This is a genomic window from Verrucosispora sp. WMMD703 (assembly GCF_049178935.1).
Taxonomy (GTDB): domain Bacteria; phylum Actinomycetota; class Actinomycetes; order Mycobacteriales; family Micromonosporaceae; genus Micromonospora; species Micromonospora sediminimaris.
In genome coordinates, this window is record NZ_JBMHMM010000004.1 from 2,454,850 (window position 1) to 2,474,803 (window position 19,954).

General features: G+C 71.1%; 17 protein-coding genes and 1 pseudogene. 14 read left to right on the forward strand and 4 right to left on the reverse strand.

Translation table 11 applies throughout. From position 1 onward, the window contains the following. Positions 1 to 15: 15 nt before the first annotated feature. On the reverse strand, positions 16 to 891 hold the full coding sequence (locus ACN26Z_RS11810; RefSeq protein WP_396886627.1) for a DUF1775 domain-containing protein: 876 nt from the start codon (positions 889 to 891) through the stop codon (positions 16 to 18). A 196-nt stretch (positions 892 to 1,087) separates the two neighbouring features. Here ACN26Z_RS11810 and thrS point away from each other — a divergent pair, with 196 nt between their 5' ends. The 3 genes from thrS (at position 1,088) to ACN26Z_RS11825 (ending at position 5,092) form a co-directional block, all read left to right on the forward strand. Further along, positions 1,088 to 3,094, forward strand: coding sequence for a threonine--tRNA ligase (thrS, locus tag ACN26Z_RS11815; protein ID WP_093404541.1), 2,007 nt, complete (start codon positions 1,088 to 1,090; stop codon positions 3,092 to 3,094). A 62-nt stretch (positions 3,095 to 3,156) separates the two neighbouring features. After that, positions 3,157 to 3,669 carry an HIT family protein gene (locus ACN26Z_RS11820; protein WP_170863440.1) on the forward strand — a complete coding sequence of 171 codons (513 nt, stop codon included), beginning with the start codon at positions 3,157 to 3,159 and terminating at the stop codon, positions 3,667 to 3,669. A gap of 421 nt (positions 3,670 to 4,090) precedes the next feature. Then, the gene (locus tag ACN26Z_RS11825; RefSeq protein ID WP_373870674.1) at positions 4,091 to 5,092 is read left to right on the forward strand and encodes an aldo/keto reductase; all 1,002 of its coding nucleotides are present in this window, start codon (positions 4,091 to 4,093) and stop codon (positions 5,090 to 5,092) included. A 37-nt stretch (positions 5,093 to 5,129) separates the two neighbouring features. Here ACN26Z_RS11825 and ACN26Z_RS11830 read toward each other — a convergent pair whose 3' ends face one another. After that, positions 5,130 to 7,280: an elongation factor G-like protein EF-G2 gene (locus tag ACN26Z_RS11830; protein WP_421461170.1), complete on the reverse strand. Its 2,151-nt coding sequence runs from the start codon at positions 7,278 to 7,280 to the stop codon at positions 5,130 to 5,132. Between the two features lie 275 nt (positions 7,281 to 7,555). Between ACN26Z_RS11830 and pgsA the strand changes: the two genes are divergently transcribed. The 6 genes from pgsA to pdxT all read left to right on the forward strand — a co-directional run bounded on the left by pgsA (position 7,556) and on the right by pdxT (position 12,467). Further along, positions 7,556 to 8,188: a phosphatidylinositol phosphate synthase gene (gene pgsA / locus ACN26Z_RS11835; protein WP_210935171.1), complete on the forward strand. Its 633-nt coding sequence runs from the start codon at positions 7,556 to 7,558 to the stop codon at positions 8,186 to 8,188. 25 nt (positions 8,189 to 8,213) lie between these two features. Continuing rightward, complete coding sequence (locus ACN26Z_RS11840) at positions 8,214 to 9,092, forward strand: phosphatidylinositol mannoside acyltransferase (RefSeq protein ID WP_282239199.1); 879 nt, start codon at positions 8,214 to 8,216, stop codon at positions 9,090 to 9,092. 13 nt (positions 9,093 to 9,105) lie between these two features. Further along, entirely contained in the window at positions 9,106 to 10,266 is a 1,161-nt protein-coding gene (locus ACN26Z_RS11845; RefSeq protein ID WP_282239198.1) for a glycosyltransferase family 4 protein, read from the forward strand. A gap of 35 nt (positions 10,267 to 10,301) precedes the next feature. After that, positions 10,302 to 10,799, forward strand: coding sequence for a hypothetical protein (locus ACN26Z_RS11850; protein WP_421461173.1), 498 nt, complete (start codon positions 10,302 to 10,304; stop codon positions 10,797 to 10,799). Between the two features lie 146 nt (positions 10,800 to 10,945). Beyond that, a complete protein-coding gene (gene pdxS / locus ACN26Z_RS11855; RefSeq protein WP_093404522.1) occupies positions 10,946 to 11,860 on the forward strand; it encodes a pyridoxal 5'-phosphate synthase lyase subunit PdxS in 915 nt (304 codons plus the stop codon). 1 nt (position 11,861) lies between these two features. After that, entirely contained in the window at positions 11,862 to 12,467 is a 606-nt protein-coding gene (gene pdxT / locus ACN26Z_RS11860) for a pyridoxal 5'-phosphate synthase glutaminase subunit PdxT (RefSeq protein ID WP_421461176.1), read from the forward strand. 183 nt (positions 12,468 to 12,650) lie between these two features. Here the strand turns inward: pdxT and ACN26Z_RS11865 are convergent, their stop codons facing one another. Next, a complete protein-coding gene (locus tag ACN26Z_RS11865; RefSeq protein WP_232511254.1) occupies positions 12,651 to 13,499 on the reverse strand; it encodes a helix-turn-helix transcriptional regulator in 849 nt (282 codons plus the stop codon). A 103-nt stretch (positions 13,500 to 13,602) separates the two neighbouring features. Between ACN26Z_RS11865 and ACN26Z_RS11870 the strand changes: the two genes are divergently transcribed. The 5 genes and pseudogenes from ACN26Z_RS11870 (at position 13,603) to ACN26Z_RS11890 (ending at position 17,589) form a co-directional block, all read left to right on the forward strand. After that, the gene (locus ACN26Z_RS11870) at positions 13,603 to 14,244 is read left to right on the forward strand and encodes an NADPH-dependent FMN reductase (protein WP_421461178.1); all 642 of its coding nucleotides are present in this window, start codon (positions 13,603 to 13,605) and stop codon (positions 14,242 to 14,244) included. A 7-nt stretch (positions 14,245 to 14,251) separates the two neighbouring features. Further along, positions 14,252 to 14,548: a hypothetical protein gene (locus ACN26Z_RS11875; RefSeq protein WP_139233142.1), complete on the forward strand. Its 297-nt coding sequence runs from the start codon at positions 14,252 to 14,254 to the stop codon at positions 14,546 to 14,548. 219 nt (positions 14,549 to 14,767) lie between these two features. Beyond that, complete coding sequence (locus ACN26Z_RS11880) at positions 14,768 to 15,517, forward strand: YebC/PmpR family DNA-binding transcriptional regulator (RefSeq protein ID WP_093404509.1); 750 nt, start codon at positions 14,768 to 14,770, stop codon at positions 15,515 to 15,517. 174 nt (positions 15,518 to 15,691) lie between these two features. Continuing rightward, positions 15,692 to 16,307: pseudogene (locus ACN26Z_RS11885) on the forward strand (winged helix-turn-helix domain-containing protein); the annotation flags it as partial. Then, a complete protein-coding gene (locus ACN26Z_RS11890; RefSeq protein ID WP_421461180.1) occupies positions 16,303 to 17,589 on the forward strand; it encodes an MFS transporter in 1,287 nt (428 codons plus the stop codon). The pseudogene ACN26Z_RS11885 and the gene ACN26Z_RS11890, both read left to right, overlap by 5 nt. Here the strand turns inward: ACN26Z_RS11890 and ACN26Z_RS11895 are convergent. Beyond that, on the reverse strand, positions 17,564 to 19,870 hold the full coding sequence (locus ACN26Z_RS11895; RefSeq protein ID WP_421461181.1) for a hypothetical protein: 2,307 nt from the start codon (positions 19,868 to 19,870) through the stop codon (positions 17,564 to 17,566). The genes ACN26Z_RS11890 and ACN26Z_RS11895 overlap by 26 nt on opposite strands. Positions 19,871 to 19,954: the final 84 nt, after the last annotated feature.

A 19,954-nucleotide genomic window follows, 5' to 3' on the forward strand; every position in this document is an offset into this window, starting at 1 on the left:
TGCCGCGCCCGCCGTTCACCGCCGGGCGCCCGCCTCGACCGTCTCGGAACCGGCACCCGTGGGCGTTCCCGCCGCACCGGAGTCGTCCGCCTCGGCGCTGGCTGCCGGCTGCTCGCCGGGCCGCTCCTCGTCGAGCACCGAACGGTCGATCTCCTCGGTCGTCGCGCGCCGTCGGCGGCTGATCAGCCAACCCACCACCGCGCCGCCGCCGAGGCCGGCGACCAGCCCGGCGGCGAGCAGGCTGTTGGCGTTCGGACCACCATCGGAGGTGGCGGTGGTGGTGGGCGGAGCCTCGGCGGGCGCTGCGCCGCCGGGGGCCGCACCGTGCCCACCGTGCGCACCCGGGTAGGCCGGATCGCCCGGCAGCAGCGTCAGCGCCGGCAACGGCCGTTGGCCGGGGCCGCCGCCCCAGCGCACCTGGAGGCCGTCGGCGTACGTCTGCACCAGCTCGAAGGTCAGCCGTTCGGTCTGCGGCAGCGGGGCCATCGAGAACACCAGCCGGGCCGGCCCCTCGCCCGCCTGGTCCTTCGCCCGCGACCAGATCAGCGAGGCGGTCACCACGTCGGTGGCCGGGCCGTGCATGCCGGACACCGGCCGGTCCAGCTTCCGGGTGGTGATCGTCGGTGCCCAGCCCTCGACCGACAGCGGGTACACCTCGGCGATCGGCGGGTTCTCGGGGATCTTGATTTCGATCTGTTCGGTCCGGACACCGGGCCGTTCGTCGGGCACCACGAATTCGAGTTTCACCGCGTTGCCCTGCTGAGCCTCGGCCGGGGTGAACGTCACCCCGTCGGCCCACGCCGTGGCGGGCCAGAGCAGCACCACGGCCGTGGCCAGGGCGGCCACCAGCACGCCCCGGCGTCGACGGCTGCGGCCGTGCGTCATCGCCATCTGGGTTCCCATCCGTGTCCACGCGGCCGGAACCGGCTCCGGCCACACCTGGTAGTTCGGATCCCGGGCCGGAAAGGTTCAACGGTGCCGGCAATCGTCTGCTGTCGGTGTCGACGACGGCGACGCCCGGGGCGCCCGATAGCATCAGTGCGCCGGCATCGGCACCATCCGTCACGTCTGCTGCGAGGAGTCATCCGTGTCCGCACCCCGTACCCCCGCCGTGGCCGACCCCGTCGTCGTCGCCGCCGGGACCACGGCGGCCGACGCGGTGGCCGCGGCCGGGCTGCCCACCAACGGCCCCCGGGCGATCGTGGTGGTCCGCGACCCGCACGGCGTGCTGCGCGACCTGGACTGGCGACCGGCCGAGGAGACGACCGTCGAGCCGGTCGCGCTGGACTCCCCGGACGGGCTGAACGTGCTGCGCCACTCCACGGCACACGTGCTGGCCCAGGCGGTGCAGGACATCTTCCCCGAGGCGAAGCTCGGCATCGGCCCGCCGATCGACAACGGCTTCTACTACGACTTCGCGGTGGACAAGCCGTTCCAGCCCGACGACCTGGCCAAGCTGGAAAAGCGGATGCAGGAGATCATCAAGTCGGGGCAGCGGTTCCGGCGTCGCCGCTTCGACAGCCTGGACGAGGCGAAGACCGAGCTGGCGGCCGAGCCGTTCAAGCTGGAGCTGATCGACGTCAAGGGCGAAGGACTGGATTCCTCCGAGGTGATGGAGGTCGGCGGCGGCGAGCTGACCATCTACGACAACCTCGCCGCCGACGAGGACAAGGTCTGCTGGTCGGATCTGTGCCGGGGGCCGCACCTGCCCAACACCCGGCTGATCGGCGCGTTCAAGCTGATGCGCTCGGCCGCCGCGTACTGGCGTGGGTCGGAGAAGAACCCGCAGTTGCAGCGGGTGTACGGCACCGCGTGGCCGACCCGCGATGGGTTGAAGGCGTACCTGAAGCTGCTGGAGGAGGCCGCCCGCCGCGACCACCGCAAGCTCGGCGCGGACCTCGACCTGTTCAGCTTCCCCGACGAGATCGGCTCGGGCCTCGCGGTCTTCCACCCCAAGGGCGGCATCATCCGCCGGGAACTGGAGGACTACTCGCGTCGCCGGCACGAGGAGGCGGGGTACGAGTTCGTCAACAGCCCGCACATCACCAAGGCGCAGCTCTTCCAGACCTCGGGCCACCTGCCGTACTACGCCGACACGATGTTCCCGCCCATGCAGTTGGAGGGGGCGGAGTACTACCTCAAGGCGATGAACTGCCCGATGCACAACCTGATCTTCCGGTCGCGCGGACGGTCCTACCGCGAACTGCCGCTGCGGCTGTTCGAGTTCGGCACCGTCTACCGCTACGAGAAGTCGGGTGTGGTGCACGGCCTCACCCGGGTACGCGGGCTGACCCAGGACGACTCGCACATCTACTGCACCCGGGAGCAGATGCCCGGCGAGCTGACCACCCTGCTGTCGTTCGTGCTGGACCTGCTGCGTGACTACGGCCTGGACGACTTCTACCTGGAGCTGTCCACCCGCGACGACTCGCCGAAGTTCATCGGCTCCGACGCGGACTGGGCCGAGGCCACCGAGGCGCTGCGCACCGCCGCCGAGACCTCCGGCCTGGAACTGGTGCCGGATCCGGGTGGCGCCGCGTTCTACGGTCCCAAGATCTCCGTGCAGGCCAAGGACGCCATCGGCCGGACCTGGCAGATGTCCACCATCCAGGTCGACTTCAACCAGCCGGAGCGGTTCGGCCTGGAGTACCAGGCCGCCGACGGCACCCGGCAGCGGCCCGTCATGATCCACCGGGCGCTCTTCGGTTCGATCGAGCGGTTCTTCGGCGTGCTCACCGAGCACTACGCGGGGGCGTTCCCGGCCTGGCTGGCCCCGGTGCAGGTGGTCGGCATCCCGATCCGCGACGACCACGCCGACTATCTGCACGGCTTCGTCGCCGCGCTGCGCGCCGAGGGCATCCGGGCCCAGGTCGACGCCGGTGACGAGCGGATGCAGAAGAAGATCCGTACCGCGCAGCAGCAGAAGATCCCCTTCATGGTGATCGCCGGCGACGACGACGTGGCCGCCGGCACCGTCTCCTTCCGTTACCGGGACGGCTCCCAGCGCAACGGGGTGCCACTGGCCGAGGCGGTCAGCCACGTCCTGGACGTGGTCACCTCCCGGAGCAACACGGGCCCCTCCGCCGAGATGTGACGGCCGGGCGGGGCCGTAGGATCGCCGGTGTGACTGGGGCGGAGGAGCACACCGACAGGGACATGGCCGACGGGCTGGACCGGCTCTGGACGCCCCACCGGATGACGTACATCTCCGGCGAGGACCGGCCCGAGGGTGGTTACGAGCGACCCTCCGGGTGCCCGTTCTGCCTGGCCCCGGCCCGGCCCCCGGAGGAGAGCCTCGTGGTGGCGCGTGGCGGGCACGTCTTCGTGGTGCTCAACCTGTACCCGTACAACCCGGGGCACCTGCTGGTCTGCCCGTACCGGCACGTGGCCGACTACACCGACCTGGACGGGCCGGAGACCGCCGAGCTGGCGTCGTTCACCCAGGCCGCCATGCGGGTCATCCGCAAGGTGAGCAGCGCCCACGGTTTCAACCTGGGCATGAACCAGGGCGGGGTGGCCGGTGCCGGCATCGCCGCCCACCTGCACCAGCACGTGGTGCCCCGGTGGGGTGGTGACGCCAACTTCATGCCGGTGATCGGGCGTACCAAGGTCCTGCCGCAGCTGCTGGGCGACACCCGCGACCTGCTCGCCCGCGCCTGGCCCTCCTGACCACAGCCCACCTCCCGTCCGCGCCGCGCCACCCTCGCCGTTCCGGCGCCGCGCCGTCTCCCGCTCGTGTTTCGCGCCGTGTCGCCCCGGCGGTGGCAGCCCTTGGTTCGCGCCCTTTGCTCTGCTTCAACCCACGCGGAGGTTACGCAGTGAAGTCGATGCGTATCAGTAAGCAGAGCGAAGGGGATACGTCGGACAGCGGCTTCCCGGGGCCATCCGCAGGTCGCTCGCGGCGTGGCGCGGGAGTGGACGAAACGGCCCGGATCCCGCCTCCAGCCGGGTGATCCGTACGCACACCGGACCCGTACGGATGATCGTGCTGGATCTTCGTCAACGTCTGTCCGAAAGATGGCACGATGCGCCGGTGGTGGAGTCGACGCGGACGTTGGGCCGCAGCGGCATCGAGGTCAGCGCCCTGGGCATGGGCTGCTGGGCGATCGCCGGCCCGTGGGCCGAGGGGCGCATGCCGCTGGGCTGGGGCGCCGTCGACGACGAGGAGTCGGTGCGGGCGATCCGGCGCGCGGTCGACCTCGGGGTGACCCTCTTCGACACCGCCGACAGCTACGGCGCGGGACACGGCGAACGGGTCCTCGGACGGGCCCTGGCCGGCCGCCGTGACGAGGCGGTGATCGCCACCAAGTGGGGATACACGTTCGACGAGCGGACCCGGCAGGCCATCGGTCCCGACGCCTCACCGGCGTACCTGCGGCGGGCCGTGTGCGACTCGCTGCGCCGCCTCGGTACCGACCGGATCGACCTCTACCAGCTGCACCTGGCCGACCTGCCCATGCCACAGGCTCACGAGCTGATCGGCGCGTTGGAGGACCTGGTGGCCGACGGTCTGGTCCGCGCGTACGGCTGGAGCACCGACCGGGTCGACCGGGCGGCGGCCTTCGGGCACGATGCCCCGCACGCCGCCGCCGTGCAGCACAGCCTGTCGGTGCTGCGGGACGCACCCGACCTGCTCGCCGTCTGCGAGAAGTACGACCTGGCCAGCATCAACCGTGGCCCGCTCGGCATGGGGCTGCTCACCGGCAAGTACCGCCCCGAGTCGGTGCTGCCCCGCGACGACGTGCGGGGGATGACCTCGGGTTGGCTGGAGTGGTTCCGGGGCGGGCGGCCGGCGCCGGAGTGGCTGCGCCGGGTGCACGCGGTCCGGGCCACGTTGACCGCCGACGGACGCACCCTGGCCCAGGGGGCGCTGGGCTGGATCTGGGCGCGCAGCGACCGGGCCATCCCGATCCCCGGCTGCCGTACCGTCGCCCAGGTCGAGGAGAACGCCGCCGCGCTCGCTCTCGGCCCGCTCGCCCCCGACCACTTCGCCGAGGTGGAACGGCAGCTCGCCGCCGTGCGGGCCGCCGCGCTACGGGAGGCCGACCGCCCCTACTGGCCCAGCCCCATGCTTCCCACCGCCCGTCCCTGACCGGAGTCGCCTCGGGCCCGACCGGACACCGTCCGGGTCAGGTGTGCTCCTTGCGGATCTGGTCGGCCAGGTGGACGGGCATCGGGTCGTAGCGGACGAAGTGGCGCCGGAAGGTGCCGGCGCCGGAGGTCATCGCCCGCAACTCCACGGCGTAGCGCAGCAACTCCGTGGCGGGCACCTCGGCGCGTACCAGGGTGCGGCCCTCCGTGGCCGGGTCCGGTTCGGTGCCGAGCACCCGGCCGCGTCGCCCGGACAGGTCGCCCATCACCGCGCCCACGTTGACGTCGGGCACCCGCACCGTCACCTCGTCGACCGGCTCCAGCAGCGCCGGCTGCCCCCGGTCGGCGGCGTCGCGCAGGGCCAGCGCCCCGGCGGTCTGGAACGCCGCGTCGGAGGAGTCCACGCTGTGCGCCTTGCCGTCGACCAGGGTGACCCGCAGGTCCATCACCGGGTGGCCGGCGACCAGGCCGCGTTCCATCTGGGCGCGTACCCCCTTCTCCACCGAGGGGATGTAGTTGTGCGGCACCGCGCCGCCGACCACCCGGTCGACGAACTCGAAGCCGCCACCGCGCGGCAGCGGCTCCACCTCGATGTCGCAGACGGCGTACTGACCATGGCCTCCGGACTGCTTGACGTGCCGGCCGTGCCCCCGGGCCGGCACGGTAAGCGTCTCCCGTAGCGCCACCCGCACCGGCTCGGTGTCCAACTCCACCCCGCCCGCGCGCAGCCGGTCGAGGACCACGTCGGCGTGCGCCTCGCCCATGCACCACAGCACCAGTTGGTGGGTCTCCGGGTTGCGCTCCAGCCGCATCGTCGGGTCGCCGGCCACCAGCCGGCCGAGGTTGCGGGCCAGGGCGTCCTCGTCGGATCGGGACTTCGCCACGATCGCCACCGGCAGCAACGGCTCCGGCATCTCCCACGGCGCGATCAGCAGCGGATTGTCCTTGGCGGAGATGGTGTCGCCGGTCTCGGCGCTGCCGGACTTGGTGATCGCGCAGATGTCACCGGCCACCGCCACGCCGACCTCCCGGAGGGTGGCGCCGAGCGGGCTGTAGAGATGGGCGATCCGCTCATCGGCGTCGTGGTCGGGGTGCCCGCGTTCGGCCAGGCCGTGCCCGGACACGTGCACGGTCTGCTCGGGACGCAGCGTGCCGGAGAAGACCCGGACCACGCAGACCCGCCCGACATGCCGGTCGATGGTGGTCCGGACCACCTCGGCCACCAGCGGGCCGTCCGGGTCGCAGGTCAGCGGCGGCCGTGGGGCGCCGTCCACCCCGGTGACCGCGGGCAGCGCGTGCTCCGGCGGGGCGGGAAAACCGGCGGTGAGCACCTCCAGCAACGCGTCCAGGCCGACCCCGGTCGCCGCGCAGACCGGTACCACCGGATAGAAGTGACCGCGGGCGACCGCCTTCTCCAGGTCCTCCACCAGGATGCCGGCGTCGATCTCCTCACCTTCGAGGTACCGGTCCATCAGGGTCTCGTCCTCGCTCTCGGCGATGATCCCCTCGATCAGCTCGTTGCGGGACTCGACGATGGCCGGCAGGTGCTCCGGGTCGGGTTCGCGTACCTGTGACGGCAGCCCGCCCGTGTAGTCGAAGACCCGCCGCGTGATCAGCCCCAGCAAGCCGACTGTGGATTCGCCGTCGTCACCGAGCATCGGCAGGTAGAGCGGGAGCACGTTGTCGCCGAAGACCCGCTGGCACAGCGCCACCGTCTCGTCGAAGTCGGCGCGCGGATGGTCCAGTCGGGCCACCGCGACCGCCCGGGGCATGTCCACCGCCGCGCACTCCTCCCAGAGCGCCGCGGTGGCCGCGTCCATCCCGTCGACGGCGGAGACCACGAAGAGCGCGGCGTCGGCGGCCCGCAGCCCGGCGCGCAGCTCACCGACGAAGTCGGCATAGCCCGGCGTGTCCAGCAGGTTGACCTTGATCCCGTCGTGCACCAGCGGCGCGCAGGCCAGGGCGACCGAACGCTGCTGGCGTACGGCCGCCGGATCGTGATCGCAGACGGTGGTGCCGTCGGTGACCGAGCCGGCTCGCGGGATCGTCCCGGACGCCGCGAGCAGCGCCTCGACAAGCGTCGTCTTGCCCGCCCCGGAATGCCCGACGAGCACCACGTTGCGGATCCTGGCGGGGTCGGTCACCGCCGGTACGCCGGCGGCCCCCTTGTCCTGACTCCTCTGCGCCATCGGGCGCACCTCCCTCAGCCGGTGGTGGTGGGTGGCGACCGCCGCACGCGACGGGGATGGCCCGGGCGGGGTGCTGCGGCGATATCCTCCGGTGATTCGCTGGGAGCCGGGCAGTCAACAGGCGGCGGGGTGAGCCGGGTCACCTTCTGGCTCGATCTCACACCCGATGGGGGGCCGACACAACCCTCTCCGGGCGGGCCGCCGCGCCGGCTGAGCGTGGCTGGTCAGACGGGCGGTGTCGCCGGTCGAGGGCCGACCGTTATCGTGGGACCGCCATGGCGAAGATCTTCCAAGTGTCGGCCCGCGCGGGGATGACCCGCGTCGTCGAGCCGATCGCCCGCAGCCTGCTGCGCGCGGGCGTAACTCCCAACGCGGTCACCGTCGCGGGCACCCTGGGCGTGCTCGTCGGCGCGCTCGGCCTCGGTGCCCGCGGCCATCTGGTCGCCGGTGCGCTGATCGTGACGGTCTTCGCGCTCACCGACCTGCTCGACGGGACGATGGCCCGGATGAGCGGCGGGTCGACCCGGTTCGGAGCCTTCCTCGACTCCAGCATGGACCGGGTCGCCGACAGCGCGGTGTTCGGCGCGGTCGCCTTCTACCTGGCCACCGAGGGCAACCACGCGGGCGTGGCCGCCGCGCTGATCTGCCTGGCCGCGGGCGGGCTCGTGTCGTACGTCAAGGCCCGCGCCGAAGGGCTCGGGATGACCTGCAACGTGGGCATCGCCGAGCGTACGGAGCGACTGCTGATCGTCGGTGTCGGCGGCCTGCTCGCCGGGCTCGGCCTGGCGGTGGCGCTGCCGATCGCGCTCTGGCTGCTCGCGGCGGTGTCCCTGTTCACCGTCGGCCAGCGGATGCGACACGTCTACCGGCAGGCCCAGCAGGTCGACGTGCCGGGCGGTCACGGGTGAGCGGCACAGCCGGGCGGAGCATCCGGTGAACCTCACCGAGTTGGGGTTCGCCGCCGCCTGGCGGCTGGTCCGCGTGCTGCCCCGGTCGGTCGCCGCCGCCGCGTTCGACGCCGTGGCCGACAATGCCCACCGCCGCCGGGGCCCGGGCGCCACCCGGCTACGGGCAAACCTGCGCCGCGTGGTTGGCCCGGAACTGCCCGAGGCCGAACTCGACGACCTGGTCCGCCGGGGGCTGCGCTCGTACGCCCGCTACTGGATGGAGGCGTTCCGGCTGCCCGCCCTGAGCCGCGAGCAGCTCCTCGCCGGATTCCGGCTGGACCGCGCCGACGTGCTCGCCGCGGACGTGGCCGCCGGGCGCGGCGCGGTGGTGGCGCTGCCACACGCCGGCAACTGGGACACGGCCGGCGCCTGGGTCGCCGCCAACGGCTGGCCGCTGTCCACCGTCGCCGAGCGGCTCAAGCCGGAGGGCGTCTTCGAGCGCTTCGTCGCCTTCCGGCAGGGCCTGGGCATGGAGATCCTGCCCACCAACGGCGGTGCCCGGCCGGCGATCGACGTGCTGACCGACCGGCTGGCCGCCGGGACGGTGGTGCCCCTGCTGGCCGACCGGGATCTCTCCACCCGTGGCGTGGAGGTGGACTTCTTCGGCGGCCGGACCCGGATGCCGGCCGGTCCGGCGTTGCTCGCGCTGCGCACCGGCGCGCCGCTGTATGTGGCGTCGATGTGGTACGAACCGGATGCGGCGTGCGCCTCGCTGGTGGGCCCGCTGCCGGTGCCGGGGCCCGAGGCGGGCACCCTCGACGTGCGGGTCCGGTCGCTGACCCAGCTGATCGCCGACGGTCTCGCGGCGGGCATCGCCCGGCATCCGGAAGACTGGCACATGCTGCAACGGATGTGGCTGGACTGAGGGGACGGGCGCAATGCGGATCGGCATCGTCTGCCCGTACTCCTTCGACGTACCCGGCGGGGTGCAGAACCATGTCATGGACCTGGCGGAGGCGCTGATCGGGCTCGGGCACGAGGTGAGCGTCCTCGCCCCGGCCGACGAGGACTCGCCGCTGCCGCCGTACGTGGTGTCGGCCGGCAGGTCGGTGCCGCTGCCGTACAACGGCTCGGTGGCCCGGATCGCGTTCGGCCCGGTCTCGACCGCCCGGGTACGCCGCTGGATCACCCGGGGCGACTTCGACGTGCTGCACGTGCACGAGCCGCTCGCGCTGAGCCTGTCCATGCTCGCCGTGCTCTCCGCCCGGGGGCCGGTGGTGGCCACCTTCCACACCGCGATGACCCGCTCCCGGATGCTCGCCGCCGCCCAGGGGGTGCTCCAGATCGTGCTGGAGCGGATCACCGCGCGGATCGCGGTGAGCGCCCTGGCCCGCAAGGTGCAGGTCGAGCACCTGGACGGCGGGGCGGTGGAGATCCCCAACGGGGTGGCGGTGGCCAAGTTCGCCGGGATCGAGCCGCTGCCCGGCTGGCCGGGGGAGTGCGGGCCGGGCACCGGCGGCACGCTCGGCTTCCTCGGCCGCTTCACCGAGTCACGCAAGGGGTTCCCGATCCTGCGCGACGCCTTCGTCGAGCTGGCCCGGCAGCGTCCCGGCCTGCGCCTGCTGGTCGCCGGTCCCGGCGACCCGGACGACCTGTTCGCCCGGTTTCCGGCTGACCTGCGGGACCGGGTCACCTTCCTCGGCCTGGTCTCCGAGGAGGAGAAGGCGCGGATGCTGCGCAGTGCGCACCTCTACGTCGCGCCGAACACCGGCGGCGAGTCGTTCGGCATGATCCTCACCGAGGCGCTCGCGGCCGGCACCACGGTCGTGGCCAGCGACCTGGACGCCTTCCGCCGGGTGCTCGACGGCGGCCGGGCCGGCCGGCTGTTCCCGACCGGCGACGCGGTGACCCTGCGTGCGACGCTGTCGCAGCTGCTCGACGACCCGGCTCAGCGGGCGGAGCTGACCGCCTGCGGTGACCAGGTGGTGGCGAATTTCGACTGGCCCGTGGTTGCCCGGCGGGTTCTGGAGGTATACGCAGCGGCGATCGAGGCCACCGACGGCCGGGTGATCGACCAGGAGTGGGTGGGGTTGACCTGATCGGGAGGAACGGGAGCAGCACTACGATGCCGGGCATGTGGTGGGTGGTGGGCGCGACGGTGGTCGTCGCCCTGGTGGCGGTATACCTGATCTGGACCGCCGGCCGGGTCGAGCGGCTCCAGGACCGCGCCCAGCTCGCCGCCCGCGCCCTCGACGCCCACCTGCTGCGTCGGGCCGCCGCCGCGGCGGTGCTGGCCGAGCGCCGTTACGGCGTCGAGTTGTACGCGGCGGCGCGCATCGCCCTCGACGCCCAGCCGGAGGAGCGGGAGGCGGCCGAGAACGACCTGACCCGGCAGCTGCGGTCGGTGCAACTCGATCCCACCGATGCCGACTGTGAGGCGGTGATCGCCGCCAGCCGGCGGCTCGCCCTGGCCCGCCAGGTGCACACCGACCTGGTCCGTGACGCCCGGTCGGCGCGCAGCCGGCCGCTGGTGCGGCTGTTACGGATGGGACACCGGCACACCTGGCCGCGCTACTTCGACATCGACGATCCGACCCTCACCCTGCCCGCCGCCGACGTGTCCAGCCGCTGAACCGCTCCGCCCAGCCGGCCGGGGTGGCCCGGGGTGACGGCGGACACACAGCAGGCCACCACGGGGCTGATTGGCTGTCGGAGTGGCGTTGGCCCGGGCGTAGCATCTGCGCTGCCACCTCCCGAGGACGCCTGAGGAGCGACGACGTGTCCGAGACGACTTCCCCGAACACCGCCACCCCGGTCGTCGGCACCGCGCGCGTGAAGCGCGGCATGGCCGAGATGCTCAAGGGTGGTGTGATCATGGATGTGGTCACCCCCGAGCAGGCCAAGATCGCCGAGGATGCCGGCGCGGTCGCGGTGATGGCGCTGGAGCGGGTACCCGCGGACATCCGTGCCCAGGGCGGGGTGTCCCGGATGAGCGACCCCGACATGATCGACGGCATCATCAACGCGGTCTCCATCCCGGTGATGGCCAAGGCCCGCATCGGCCACTTCGTCGAGGCGCAGATCCTCCAGTCCCTCGGGGTCGACTACGTCGACGAGTCCGAGGTGCTCACCCCGGCGGACTACGCCAACCACATCGACAAGTGGGCGTTCACCGTGCCGTTCGTCTGCGGCGCGACCAACCTCGGCGAGGCGCTGCGTCGGATCACCGAGGGGGCCGCGATGATCCGCTCCAAGGGCGAGGCCGGCACCGGCGACGTCTCCAACGCCACCACCCACATGCGGAAGATCCGCCAGGAGATCCGCCGCCTGACGTCCCTGCCGGCCGACGAGCTGTTCGTCGCGGCGAAGGAGTTGCAGGCGCCGTACGAGCTGGTCAAGGAGATCGCCGAGACCGGCAAGCTGCCGGTGGTGCTCTTCACCGCCGGTGGCATCGCCACCCCGGCCGACGCGGCGATGATGATGCAGCTCGGCGCCGAGGGGGTCTTCGTCGGCTCCGGCATCTTCAAGTCCGGCAACCCGGCCCAGCGGGCCGCCGCGATCGTCAAGGCGACCACCTTCCACGACGACCCGGACGTGCTGGCCAAGGTGTCCCGTGGGCTCGGCGAGGCGATGGTCGGCATCAACGTCGACGACATCCCGCAGCCGCACCGCCTCGCCGAACGCGGCTGGTGACGTGGCGGCACCCGTGATCGGTGTGCTCGCCCTCCAGGGCGACGTCCGCGAACACGTCACGGCGGTGACCGCGGCGGGCGCGCAGGCCCGTCCGGTACGCCGACCGGCGGAACTGGACGCGGTTGACGGACTGGTCATCCCGGGCGGGGAGTCCACCACGATCAGCAAGCTGGTCGACATCTTCGAGCTGCGCGACCCGATCGACAAGCGGATCGCCGCCGGCATGCCGGTCTACGGCTCCTGCGCCGGGATGATCATGTTGGCCACCGAGGTGCTCGACGGCCGGCCGGATCAGCGCGGCTTCGACGGCATCGCGATGACCGTCCGCCGCAACGCGTTCGGTCGGCAGGTCGACTCCTTCGAGGCGCCGGTGGAGATCACCGGCGTACCGGGTGGGCCGCTGCACGCGGTCTTCATCCGCGCGCCCTGGGTCGAGCGGGTCGGCGAGGGCGTGGAGGTGCTCGGCACGGTTACCGCCGGCCCGGCCGCCGGCCGGATCGTCGCCGTACGCCAGCACAACCTGCTGGCCACCTCCTTCCACCCGGAACTCACCGGCGATCCCCGCCTGCACGCCTACTTCATAGACCTGGTCCGCACCGCCCCCTGACCCGCGCCGCCCGCCCGACCCTGCGCGCCGCCCGCCCGGCACGTGAGGCAGCAACATCGGGGATGCTGCTGGCTCGACTCGCTTCGAGGCAGCAACATCCCTGAAACTGCTCGGATCTTCGCGGTGACGGTGGCGGCGGCGGTGGGCGGCGGCGGTGGCGGGGCGGTGGTTGTGTCTCAGCCCTCAGCCGGCGACGGAGCGGAGGCTGCCGGGGCGGCGGCCGAGGAGGCGGTCCAGTGCCGCGGTGCTCTCCGCGTCGGTGGGCTGCTGCACCACCAGTCGCTGCTGGTCGTCGGCGAGTTCCAGGGTCTCGTACGACAGTCGCAGTGGCCCCACCTCCGGATGCCGCAGCCAGCGCACCCCGCTCGGCTGCACGGCGACCGGTCGGCGCTGCCACCGGGACTGGAACGGCTCCCCGACGGTACGGTCGAGCCGTTGGGCGAACGCGTCGGCGGCGGGGTCGCCTCCGCGCAGCCGGTGCAGGTCGGCGACCTGCTGGTCGGCGAGGTCGGCCCAGTCGGGAAAGTGCTCCGGGGCGCGTTCGTCGGCGAAAACGAACCATACGAGGTTGGGCCGCTCGTCATCGAGCAGGCCCAGCGGCCGGGCCAACCTGTCGAACGGCCCGTTCCAGGCCAGCACGTCGCCGATCCGGTTGATCAGGTACGCCGGCCGGTCCCGTAGCGCCTCCAGCAGCGTCCGGACCTGTGGGCGGACGGTACGCGACACGGTCGGCCGCCCACCCGCGCACAGTTGCCGGCGGTGGTCGACCGACGCGAGTTGCTGAAGGTGCCGCCGGTCGGCGTCGTCGAGGCGTAGCGCCTCGGCCAGGGCGGCGAGGATGCCCGGTGACGGACGGGTGTCCCGGCCCTGTTCGAGCCGGGTCAGGTATTCCACGCTGACCTGGGCCAACGTGGCCAACTCCGCACGCCGCAGGCCGGGCGTACGCCGCCGGCCGTTGGTGGGTAGCCCCACCTGCTCGGGCCGTAGCGCCTCCCGTCGGCTGCGGAGGAACGCGCCCAACTCGCCGTCCATCACGCGTCCAGTCTGCCGCGCCCGTGGCCCGGGAGCATGTCCCCGCCAGGGCTACCCTCCCGCCGGTCTCCCCGAGTGCTTCTGACGGCGGTGGGATCGGCTCATGAACAGAACACGACAGCACGGACCGATCAAGGTGGGCCTGGTCGTCGGCAGCAGTCGCCCGGGGCGACGTGGCCCGGCGGTGGCGGGATGGGTGGCCGAGACGACGGCCCGGCATCCGGCGGCGCGAGCGGGTGAGGTGACCGTCGAACTTGTCGATCTCGCCGAGCAGCGGTTGCCGATGCTCGACGAACCGGTGCCGGCGAGGTTCGGCGACTACCGTCACGATCACACCCGCCGCTGGTCGACGGTGGTGGCGGCATACGACGCGTACGTCTTCGTCACCCCGGAGTACAACAGCTCGGTCCCGGCGGTCCTCAAGAACGCCATCGACTATCTCGACGCCGAGTGGCGCGGCAAGCCGGCCGGGGTGCTCACCTACGGCGTACGCGGGGGCGGGCGGGCAGCCGAGCACCTGCGACCGATTCTCGCCGAGGTGGGCATGGAGGTCCTACCGGCCCATGTCGAATTGGGGCTGTTCACGGACTTCGACTGGACCGGTGCGGATCGGTCGGACCCGACCGCCGACGGTCGGATCTCGCCCGGCGAAGACAGGGCGGCGACGATCACGGCGATGCTCACCGAACTCCTCGCTGCGGTCCGGACTGCGGATCGGGACGCGGTCCCGGCTGGTGGCCGGTGAGCTGGCCATGGAGACGCTTCTGATCACGTATCGCGTCCGCCCGGACCGCCTCGACGAGCATCTGACCCTGCTCGACGCGGTGCACCGCGACCTGGCCCGGCTGGATGCGCCCGGATTCCGCTATCTGACCCTGCGGCTCGACGACGGGCTCAGCTTCGTCGACGTCGTCATGGGCCCGGAACTACCCCAACCGCTTCCGTCGCTGGAATCCTTCGGCCGTTTCCGGGCCGGGCTGGAGGAGCGGTGCGAGCAGCGGAGCACCGCCGGTTTCACAGTCCTGGGGTCGTACGGCATGGGCGGGTGACTTCGTCCGCTTTGTGTCGACCGGGGGAGAGCGGGCCGACGGCTGACGTGCGGCGGGTGACGACCACCCGCCGCACGTCGGTAGGATTGTCGAGATTCGGCAGGGCCATCTGGCCGCCACTGCTTCCACCAGAGCTGACCGGCACCACCGTGTGCGCCGGTGCGGAGCGGGGCGCTCGGTGCGGTCGAGGCAGACGGCGGGTAGCAACGGAGGTAACAGATGTCCGGCCACTCAAAGTGGGCGACGACCAAGCACAAGAAGGCGGTCATCGACGCCAAGCGCGGCAAGATGTTCGCCAAGCTGATCAAGAACGTGGAGGTCGCGGCGCGTACCGGTGGCGGTGATCCGGCCGGTAACCCGACGCTCTACGACGCGATCCAGAAGGCCAAGAAGAACTCGGTCCCCAACGACAACATCGACCGGGCCGTCAAGCGCGGCTCCGGCCTGGAGGCCGGCGGCGCCGACTACCAGACGATCATGTACGAGGGGTACGGCCCGAACGGTGTCGCGCTGCTGATCGAGTGCCTGACCGACAACCGCAACCGCGCCGCCACCGAGGTACGCACCGCGCTGACCCGCAACGGCGGCTCGTTCGCCGACGCCGGCTCGGTGTCGTACATGTTCTCCCGCAAGGGCGTGGTGATCGTGCCCAAGGCCGGCACCACCGAGGACGACGTGATGATGGCCGTCCTCGACGCCGGCGCCGAGGAGGTCAACGACCTCGACGAGGCGTTCGAGGTGGTCTCCGAGCCGGGTGACCTGCTCGCCGTGCGGACCGCGTTGCAGGACGCCGGCATCGAGTACGAGTCGGCCGAATCCTCCCTGATCCCCAGCGTCAACGTGCCGCTGGACGAGGAGGGCGCGCGCAAGGTCTTCAAGCTGATCGACGTCCTGGAGGACTGCGACGACGTGCAGAACGTCTACGCCAACTTCGACGTCTCCGACGAGGTCATGGCCGCCGTCGGCTGACCCCGCGTACGAGTCGAAGGCGCTGACCCCGCCGGGTCGGCGCCTTCTTCATTTGCCGCCTTCAGTCGCCCCCACCGGCGTGTCGAGCGCAGCAGATCGCTTGCCGCGATTGGTTCAAGTGCGAATCGGCACTTGGGGTTGCTAGAGATATCTTTCTAAAGCATCCTCTACTGTATGGCTGACGAGGTGCCTCGGCGCGCGATCAAGGTGACCGACCCGCGTGCCCTGCGGGCGTACGCCCACCCACTGCGGATGCGGCTGATCGGGCTGCTGCGCGGCGAAGGGCCGATGACCGCGACGCAGGCAGCCGCTCGGCTCGACGACAACGTGCCGAACTGCTCGTTCCATCTGCGGCAACTCGCCAAGTACGGGTTCGCCGAACGGGTTCCCGGTGCGGACGGTCGGGAACGGCCCTGGCGGGCCACCACGCAGTACACGTCCTGGGACGACGACTCCGACGACCCGGCCATGCGGGAGGCCACGGACCAGATCAACAGCGTGATGGTCGGCATCTACCTGCAACGGGCGCAGGACTACCTGGCGATCCGCGCCGACGAACCGGCCGAGTGGCGGGCCGCCGCCGGCTTCGGTGACGCGTTGCTGCACGTCACCGCCGCTGAGCTGCGTGAGGTCACCGAACAGATCGACGCGCTGTTGGCCCGGTACGACGAACGGATTGCCGACGCGTCGAAACGGCCGCCCGGCTCGCGCCCGGTGACGATCGTCCAGATGGCGCTGCCGCGTGGCGTCGTACCCCCGCCAGCGACGGCGAGCGGAGACGGGCCGTGACCGGATCCCTCGTCCTGGCCGACCCGGCACCGCCGCGCCGACCGCGCATCCCACGACTGCTGCGGCAGGCGGCCTTCCGTCGCTACTGGTCAGCGCAGACCGTCTCGCTCTTCGGCGACCAGATCACCGTGCTCGCTGTGCCGCTGCTGGCCGTGCTCGCTTTCGGTGCCGGGCCCGCCGAGATGGGTTACCTGACCGCCGCCGCGCTGCTGCCGAACCTGTTCTTCTCGCTGCCGGCCGGCGCCCTGGTGGACCGGTACCCCCGCCGACGCCAAGTGATGATCATCGCCGACGTAGGTCGGGCGGGTCTGCTGCTGACCGTGCCGCTGCTGTGGTGGGCGGACGTGCTGAACCTACCGCTGCTCTGTGCCATCACCTTTCTGATCGGCGTTCACTCGATGTTCTTCGAGGTGGCGCACATCAGCCTCTTTGCAGCCCTGGTCCGACGGGCGGACTACGTGGAGGCCAACAGTCTGGTCAACGGCAGCAGGGCCATGTCGCACGTGGCCGGCCCGAGCATCGGCGGCGTGCTGGTGCAGGTGCTCACCGCTCCGTTCGCGCTCCTCTCCGGCGTGCTCACCTACCTGATCTCGGCGGCCTTCCTGGCCCGGACGCAGGTCACCGAGAGTCCCGTACCGAAGGGCTCCGGCCGAGGGATGGCCGCCGGGGTGCGGTACGTGGCCCGCTCGGCGGTCCTGCGGTCGACGTTGCTCGGCACCACCACGCTCAACCTGTTCAACTACATGTTCGCCGCGTTGTTCGTGCTGTACGTGACCACCGAGCTGGGTGTCTCCCCGGGACTGCTCGGCCTGATCATCGGGGCCGGCGCGGTTGGTGGACTGCTCGGCGCGGCGGTCACCGGCGCGATCAGTCGCCGGATCGGCATCGGCCCCGCGGTGCTCCTCGGTTTCGTCGCCTTCCCGGCCCCCATGGTCCTCGTGCCCCTGGCCACGGGGCCGCAGCCGCTGGTGCTCGCCCTGCTGTTCGCCGCCGAATTCGTCTCCGCGCTGGGCGTCATGGTCCTCGACATCGCCGTCGGGTCGGTGCAGATCGCGGCCACGCCTGTGGCGATGCTCGCCGTGGTCTCCGGTTTCCGCCGCACCGTCAACTACGGCATCCGACCGATCGGTGCCGTGCTCGGCGGAACGCTCGGCGCGGCCATCGGGGTAAGGCCCGCCCTCTGGTTCGCCAGCCTCGGTGCCCTCCTCGGGGTGCTCTGGGTCTTCTTCTCCCCACTGCGCACCATGCGCGCACTGCCTACTCCCGGCGGAGGCACCGGTTGATGGCGGCGACGAAGGAGAACCCGAGAACCCATCCGAGCAGGATCATGGCCCAAGTCCAGAAGAGCAGCGGGCTGCCCCAGTTCTTGCTGGCATCGGGTATCCATTTGTCGATCTGAAACAGGTTGACGGCGGGGATCAGCAACTGGACCGAGTATGCGACCGGATTGAAGCACGGGTGGTTCTCGGGGCATCGATCTTGATTGGCATGCGGTTCACCGGAGGTCTTCGCGCCGACCGGCTCCATGAGGTTGTGATGCTCAGCCGTGTGGTAAAAGACTATGTTGAGCGCCACGAACGGGAGTGCGATGAGGAGCGGCTGGTAGAGGCGGTAGCCGTACCTGACCGTGGCCCACATGAAGAAGTTCCACGCCTTTGAGTGACGAGGGAGTTTGTCTTCCTTCCGGAGCTGCTTCAAGCCGGCGACCGCCACCTCGCGCTCTTCGATCTCCTTCCCAGCTGTCCGGTACACCTTGCTGAGTTGCAGGTAGGGCTGGCGCGAGTAGCTACGCATACGGCGGAGAATCTCGACGCGCTCTTCGTACGAGATTGCGCTTTCGCCTTCGCTCTCGATGGTCTGATAGGTGAAGCCTTCGAGTTCGACGCGATCCACCGGGTAGCTGGTCACGCTGTCCTGAAGTCTCGCCACGGTCGCGTACCGCAGATCGACGAGTTGTGTGGGCGTGCCGGCCGGCAGCAGGATGAGCGAACCGCCCGCCCGTAACCCGTACGCGTCGAGTGATCTGTCGCCGACCTCGCTGAGATGGCCCCCGCGCAGGTCCACGTCCCGGGTGATGTCCACGTCCCGGAGCGACACTTCGCCGGTCGCCCGGAAGCCGCTGGTGAGCAGTACGTCGCCGCGCCCGACCATGCCGGTCAGGTCGAGAGCGACACGTCCCAGTGCGTGGAAGACGCCACCGCTGCAGTCGAGCTGCCGCCCAACGGTGGCCCGTGCCAGGCGAACGCCACCGACCGCCCGAAAGCCGTCGTTGAGCATGACGTTTCCCTCGGTGGTCAGGCCGTCGGCGTCGAGGGCGATGTCTGCCTCGTGGTTGAACAGTCCGCCGGTGCAGACGACCGCCTCGGTGACACTGGCACCGCACAACCAGACCTGGCCGTTCGCGGTGAAACCCCGTCCGAGATCGGGATCCTGGTCGAGGTAGACGCCGCCGCGACAGAGCAGCCCGGTGGCGTCCAAGGCGCTGCCGGACGGGTTGTCGAAGTGGCCCCCGGTGCAGGTGAGCTGGCGTTCCAGTATTGCACCGACCAGCCGCACCGCGCCCTGTGCCGCGAAACCCCGGTCGAGATACACGTCCTCGGCGGCCAGCCGTACCGCCTCGATCGCGACACCGCCGCGGCCGTCGAACTGGCCACCGCTACAGCTCAACTCGCCAGCGATCTGCGCGCCGACGATGCGTACGGTGCCGTTGGCGTGGAAGTTCTGATCGAGGTAGCAGCCCGTGGTGGCCCGGAGCGAGTCGGCGCGTAGCGCCAGCCCGTTGGGGTTGTGCAGGGTGCCGTTGCGGAATGAGATGAGGTCGGCCCGTGCCCAGCAGAGCCGGACCTCGCCGTCGGCGTGAAACCCTTCGTCGCAGCGCAGTTCCCGGCCCACGTTCACCCAGGTCCCGTCGATGGCCGGTGCCGGCGTGTTGCTGAACTGGCCGCCCCGGCAGTCGAGATCGTGCCCGACGTAACTGGAGTCGAGCGTCACGCCGCCGGTCACTCGTACCTCGTCCAGGAACAGCCCGCCCTCGATGACCATGTCGGGCCCATGGAAGGCCGCGTAACTGGGCCGGCTCCTCAGTTGGCTGCGACTGAGCCTCAGGTCGTGCTTCAGGTGGACGTTGGCGAAACTGGCCGCTGTGATGTCGCAGTCGACGGCGCTGATCTCCTTGCATCCGTGGAGACTGTCGGCGGCGAAGCCGTTGAGCCGACAACTGATGAACTCGATCGTCTCGTCGCAGCGCGCCCCGGACAGGTCGACACCTTCGTCGAACTCACAGTTCCGAAACGACAGGCCGTGCTTCAGGTGCAGTCCGGACAGGTCCAACCGCCCCCGTACCCGGGCATGGGTGACGACCACGCGATCCTGGACCGGTTCACCGACGCGGGCACAGAGATAGCGGACCGCGTGAGCGCCAACCTCATTGCCTAACTGCGCAGCAGGCTCAGCTGGCTTGCCCTCAGCCACCTGGTTGAGCATTCGCCATTCGCGGTCGTCGGGCTCGAAATCGAGGCGCTCGCGCCAGTCCTTGCCGCACACGAATTCCTCCCGCGCCGCCATCGGGTTCGGCTGGACCGGGAACCTTCCGAAGGTACCTGTCGGCAGAGTATCCGCAGGTCAGGCTCGGTGGAGGGGGATTGGCTG

Excerpts from the sequence above, each read along its gene's own strand:
- ACN26Z_RS11830 (WP_421461170.1), bottom strand. The coding sequence starts at position 7,280 with ATGGCGCAGAGGAGTCAGGACAAGGGGGCCGCCGGCGTACCGGCGGTG.
- ACN26Z_RS11865 (WP_232511254.1), bottom strand. The coding sequence starts at position 13,499 with ATGGACGGCGAGTTGGGCGCGTTCCTCCGCAGCCGACGGGAGGCGCTA.
- ACN26Z_RS11875 (WP_139233142.1), top strand. The coding sequence starts at position 14,252 with ATGGAGACGCTTCTGATCACGTATCGCGTCCGCCCGGACCGCCTCGAC.
- ACN26Z_RS11895 (WP_421461181.1), bottom strand. The coding sequence starts at position 19,870 with ATGGCGGCGCGGGAGGAATTCGTGTGCGGCAAGGACTGGCGCGAGCGC.
- ACN26Z_RS11870 (WP_421461178.1), top strand. The coding sequence starts at position 13,603 with ATGAACAGAACACGACAGCACGGACCGATCAAGGTGGGCCTGGTCGTC.
- ACN26Z_RS11850 (WP_421461173.1), top strand. The coding sequence starts at position 10,302 with ATGTGGTGGGTGGTGGGCGCGACGGTGGTCGTCGCCCTGGTGGCGGTA.
- ACN26Z_RS11820 (WP_170863440.1), top strand. The coding sequence starts at position 3,157 with ATGGCCGACGGGCTGGACCGGCTCTGGACGCCCCACCGGATGACGTAC.
- ACN26Z_RS11810 (WP_396886627.1), bottom strand. The coding sequence starts at position 891 with ATGGCGATGACGCACGGCCGCAGCCGTCGACGCCGGGGCGTGCTGGTG.
- ACN26Z_RS11845 (WP_282239198.1), top strand. The coding sequence starts at position 9,106 with ATGCGGATCGGCATCGTCTGCCCGTACTCCTTCGACGTACCCGGCGGG.
- ACN26Z_RS11825 (WP_373870674.1), top strand. The coding sequence starts at position 4,091 with ATGGGCTGCTGGGCGATCGCCGGCCCGTGGGCCGAGGGGCGCATGCCG.
- ACN26Z_RS11880 (WP_093404509.1), top strand. The coding sequence starts at position 14,768 with ATGTCCGGCCACTCAAAGTGGGCGACGACCAAGCACAAGAAGGCGGTC.
- pgsA (WP_210935171.1), top strand. The coding sequence starts at position 7,556 with ATGGCGAAGATCTTCCAAGTGTCGGCCCGCGCGGGGATGACCCGCGTC.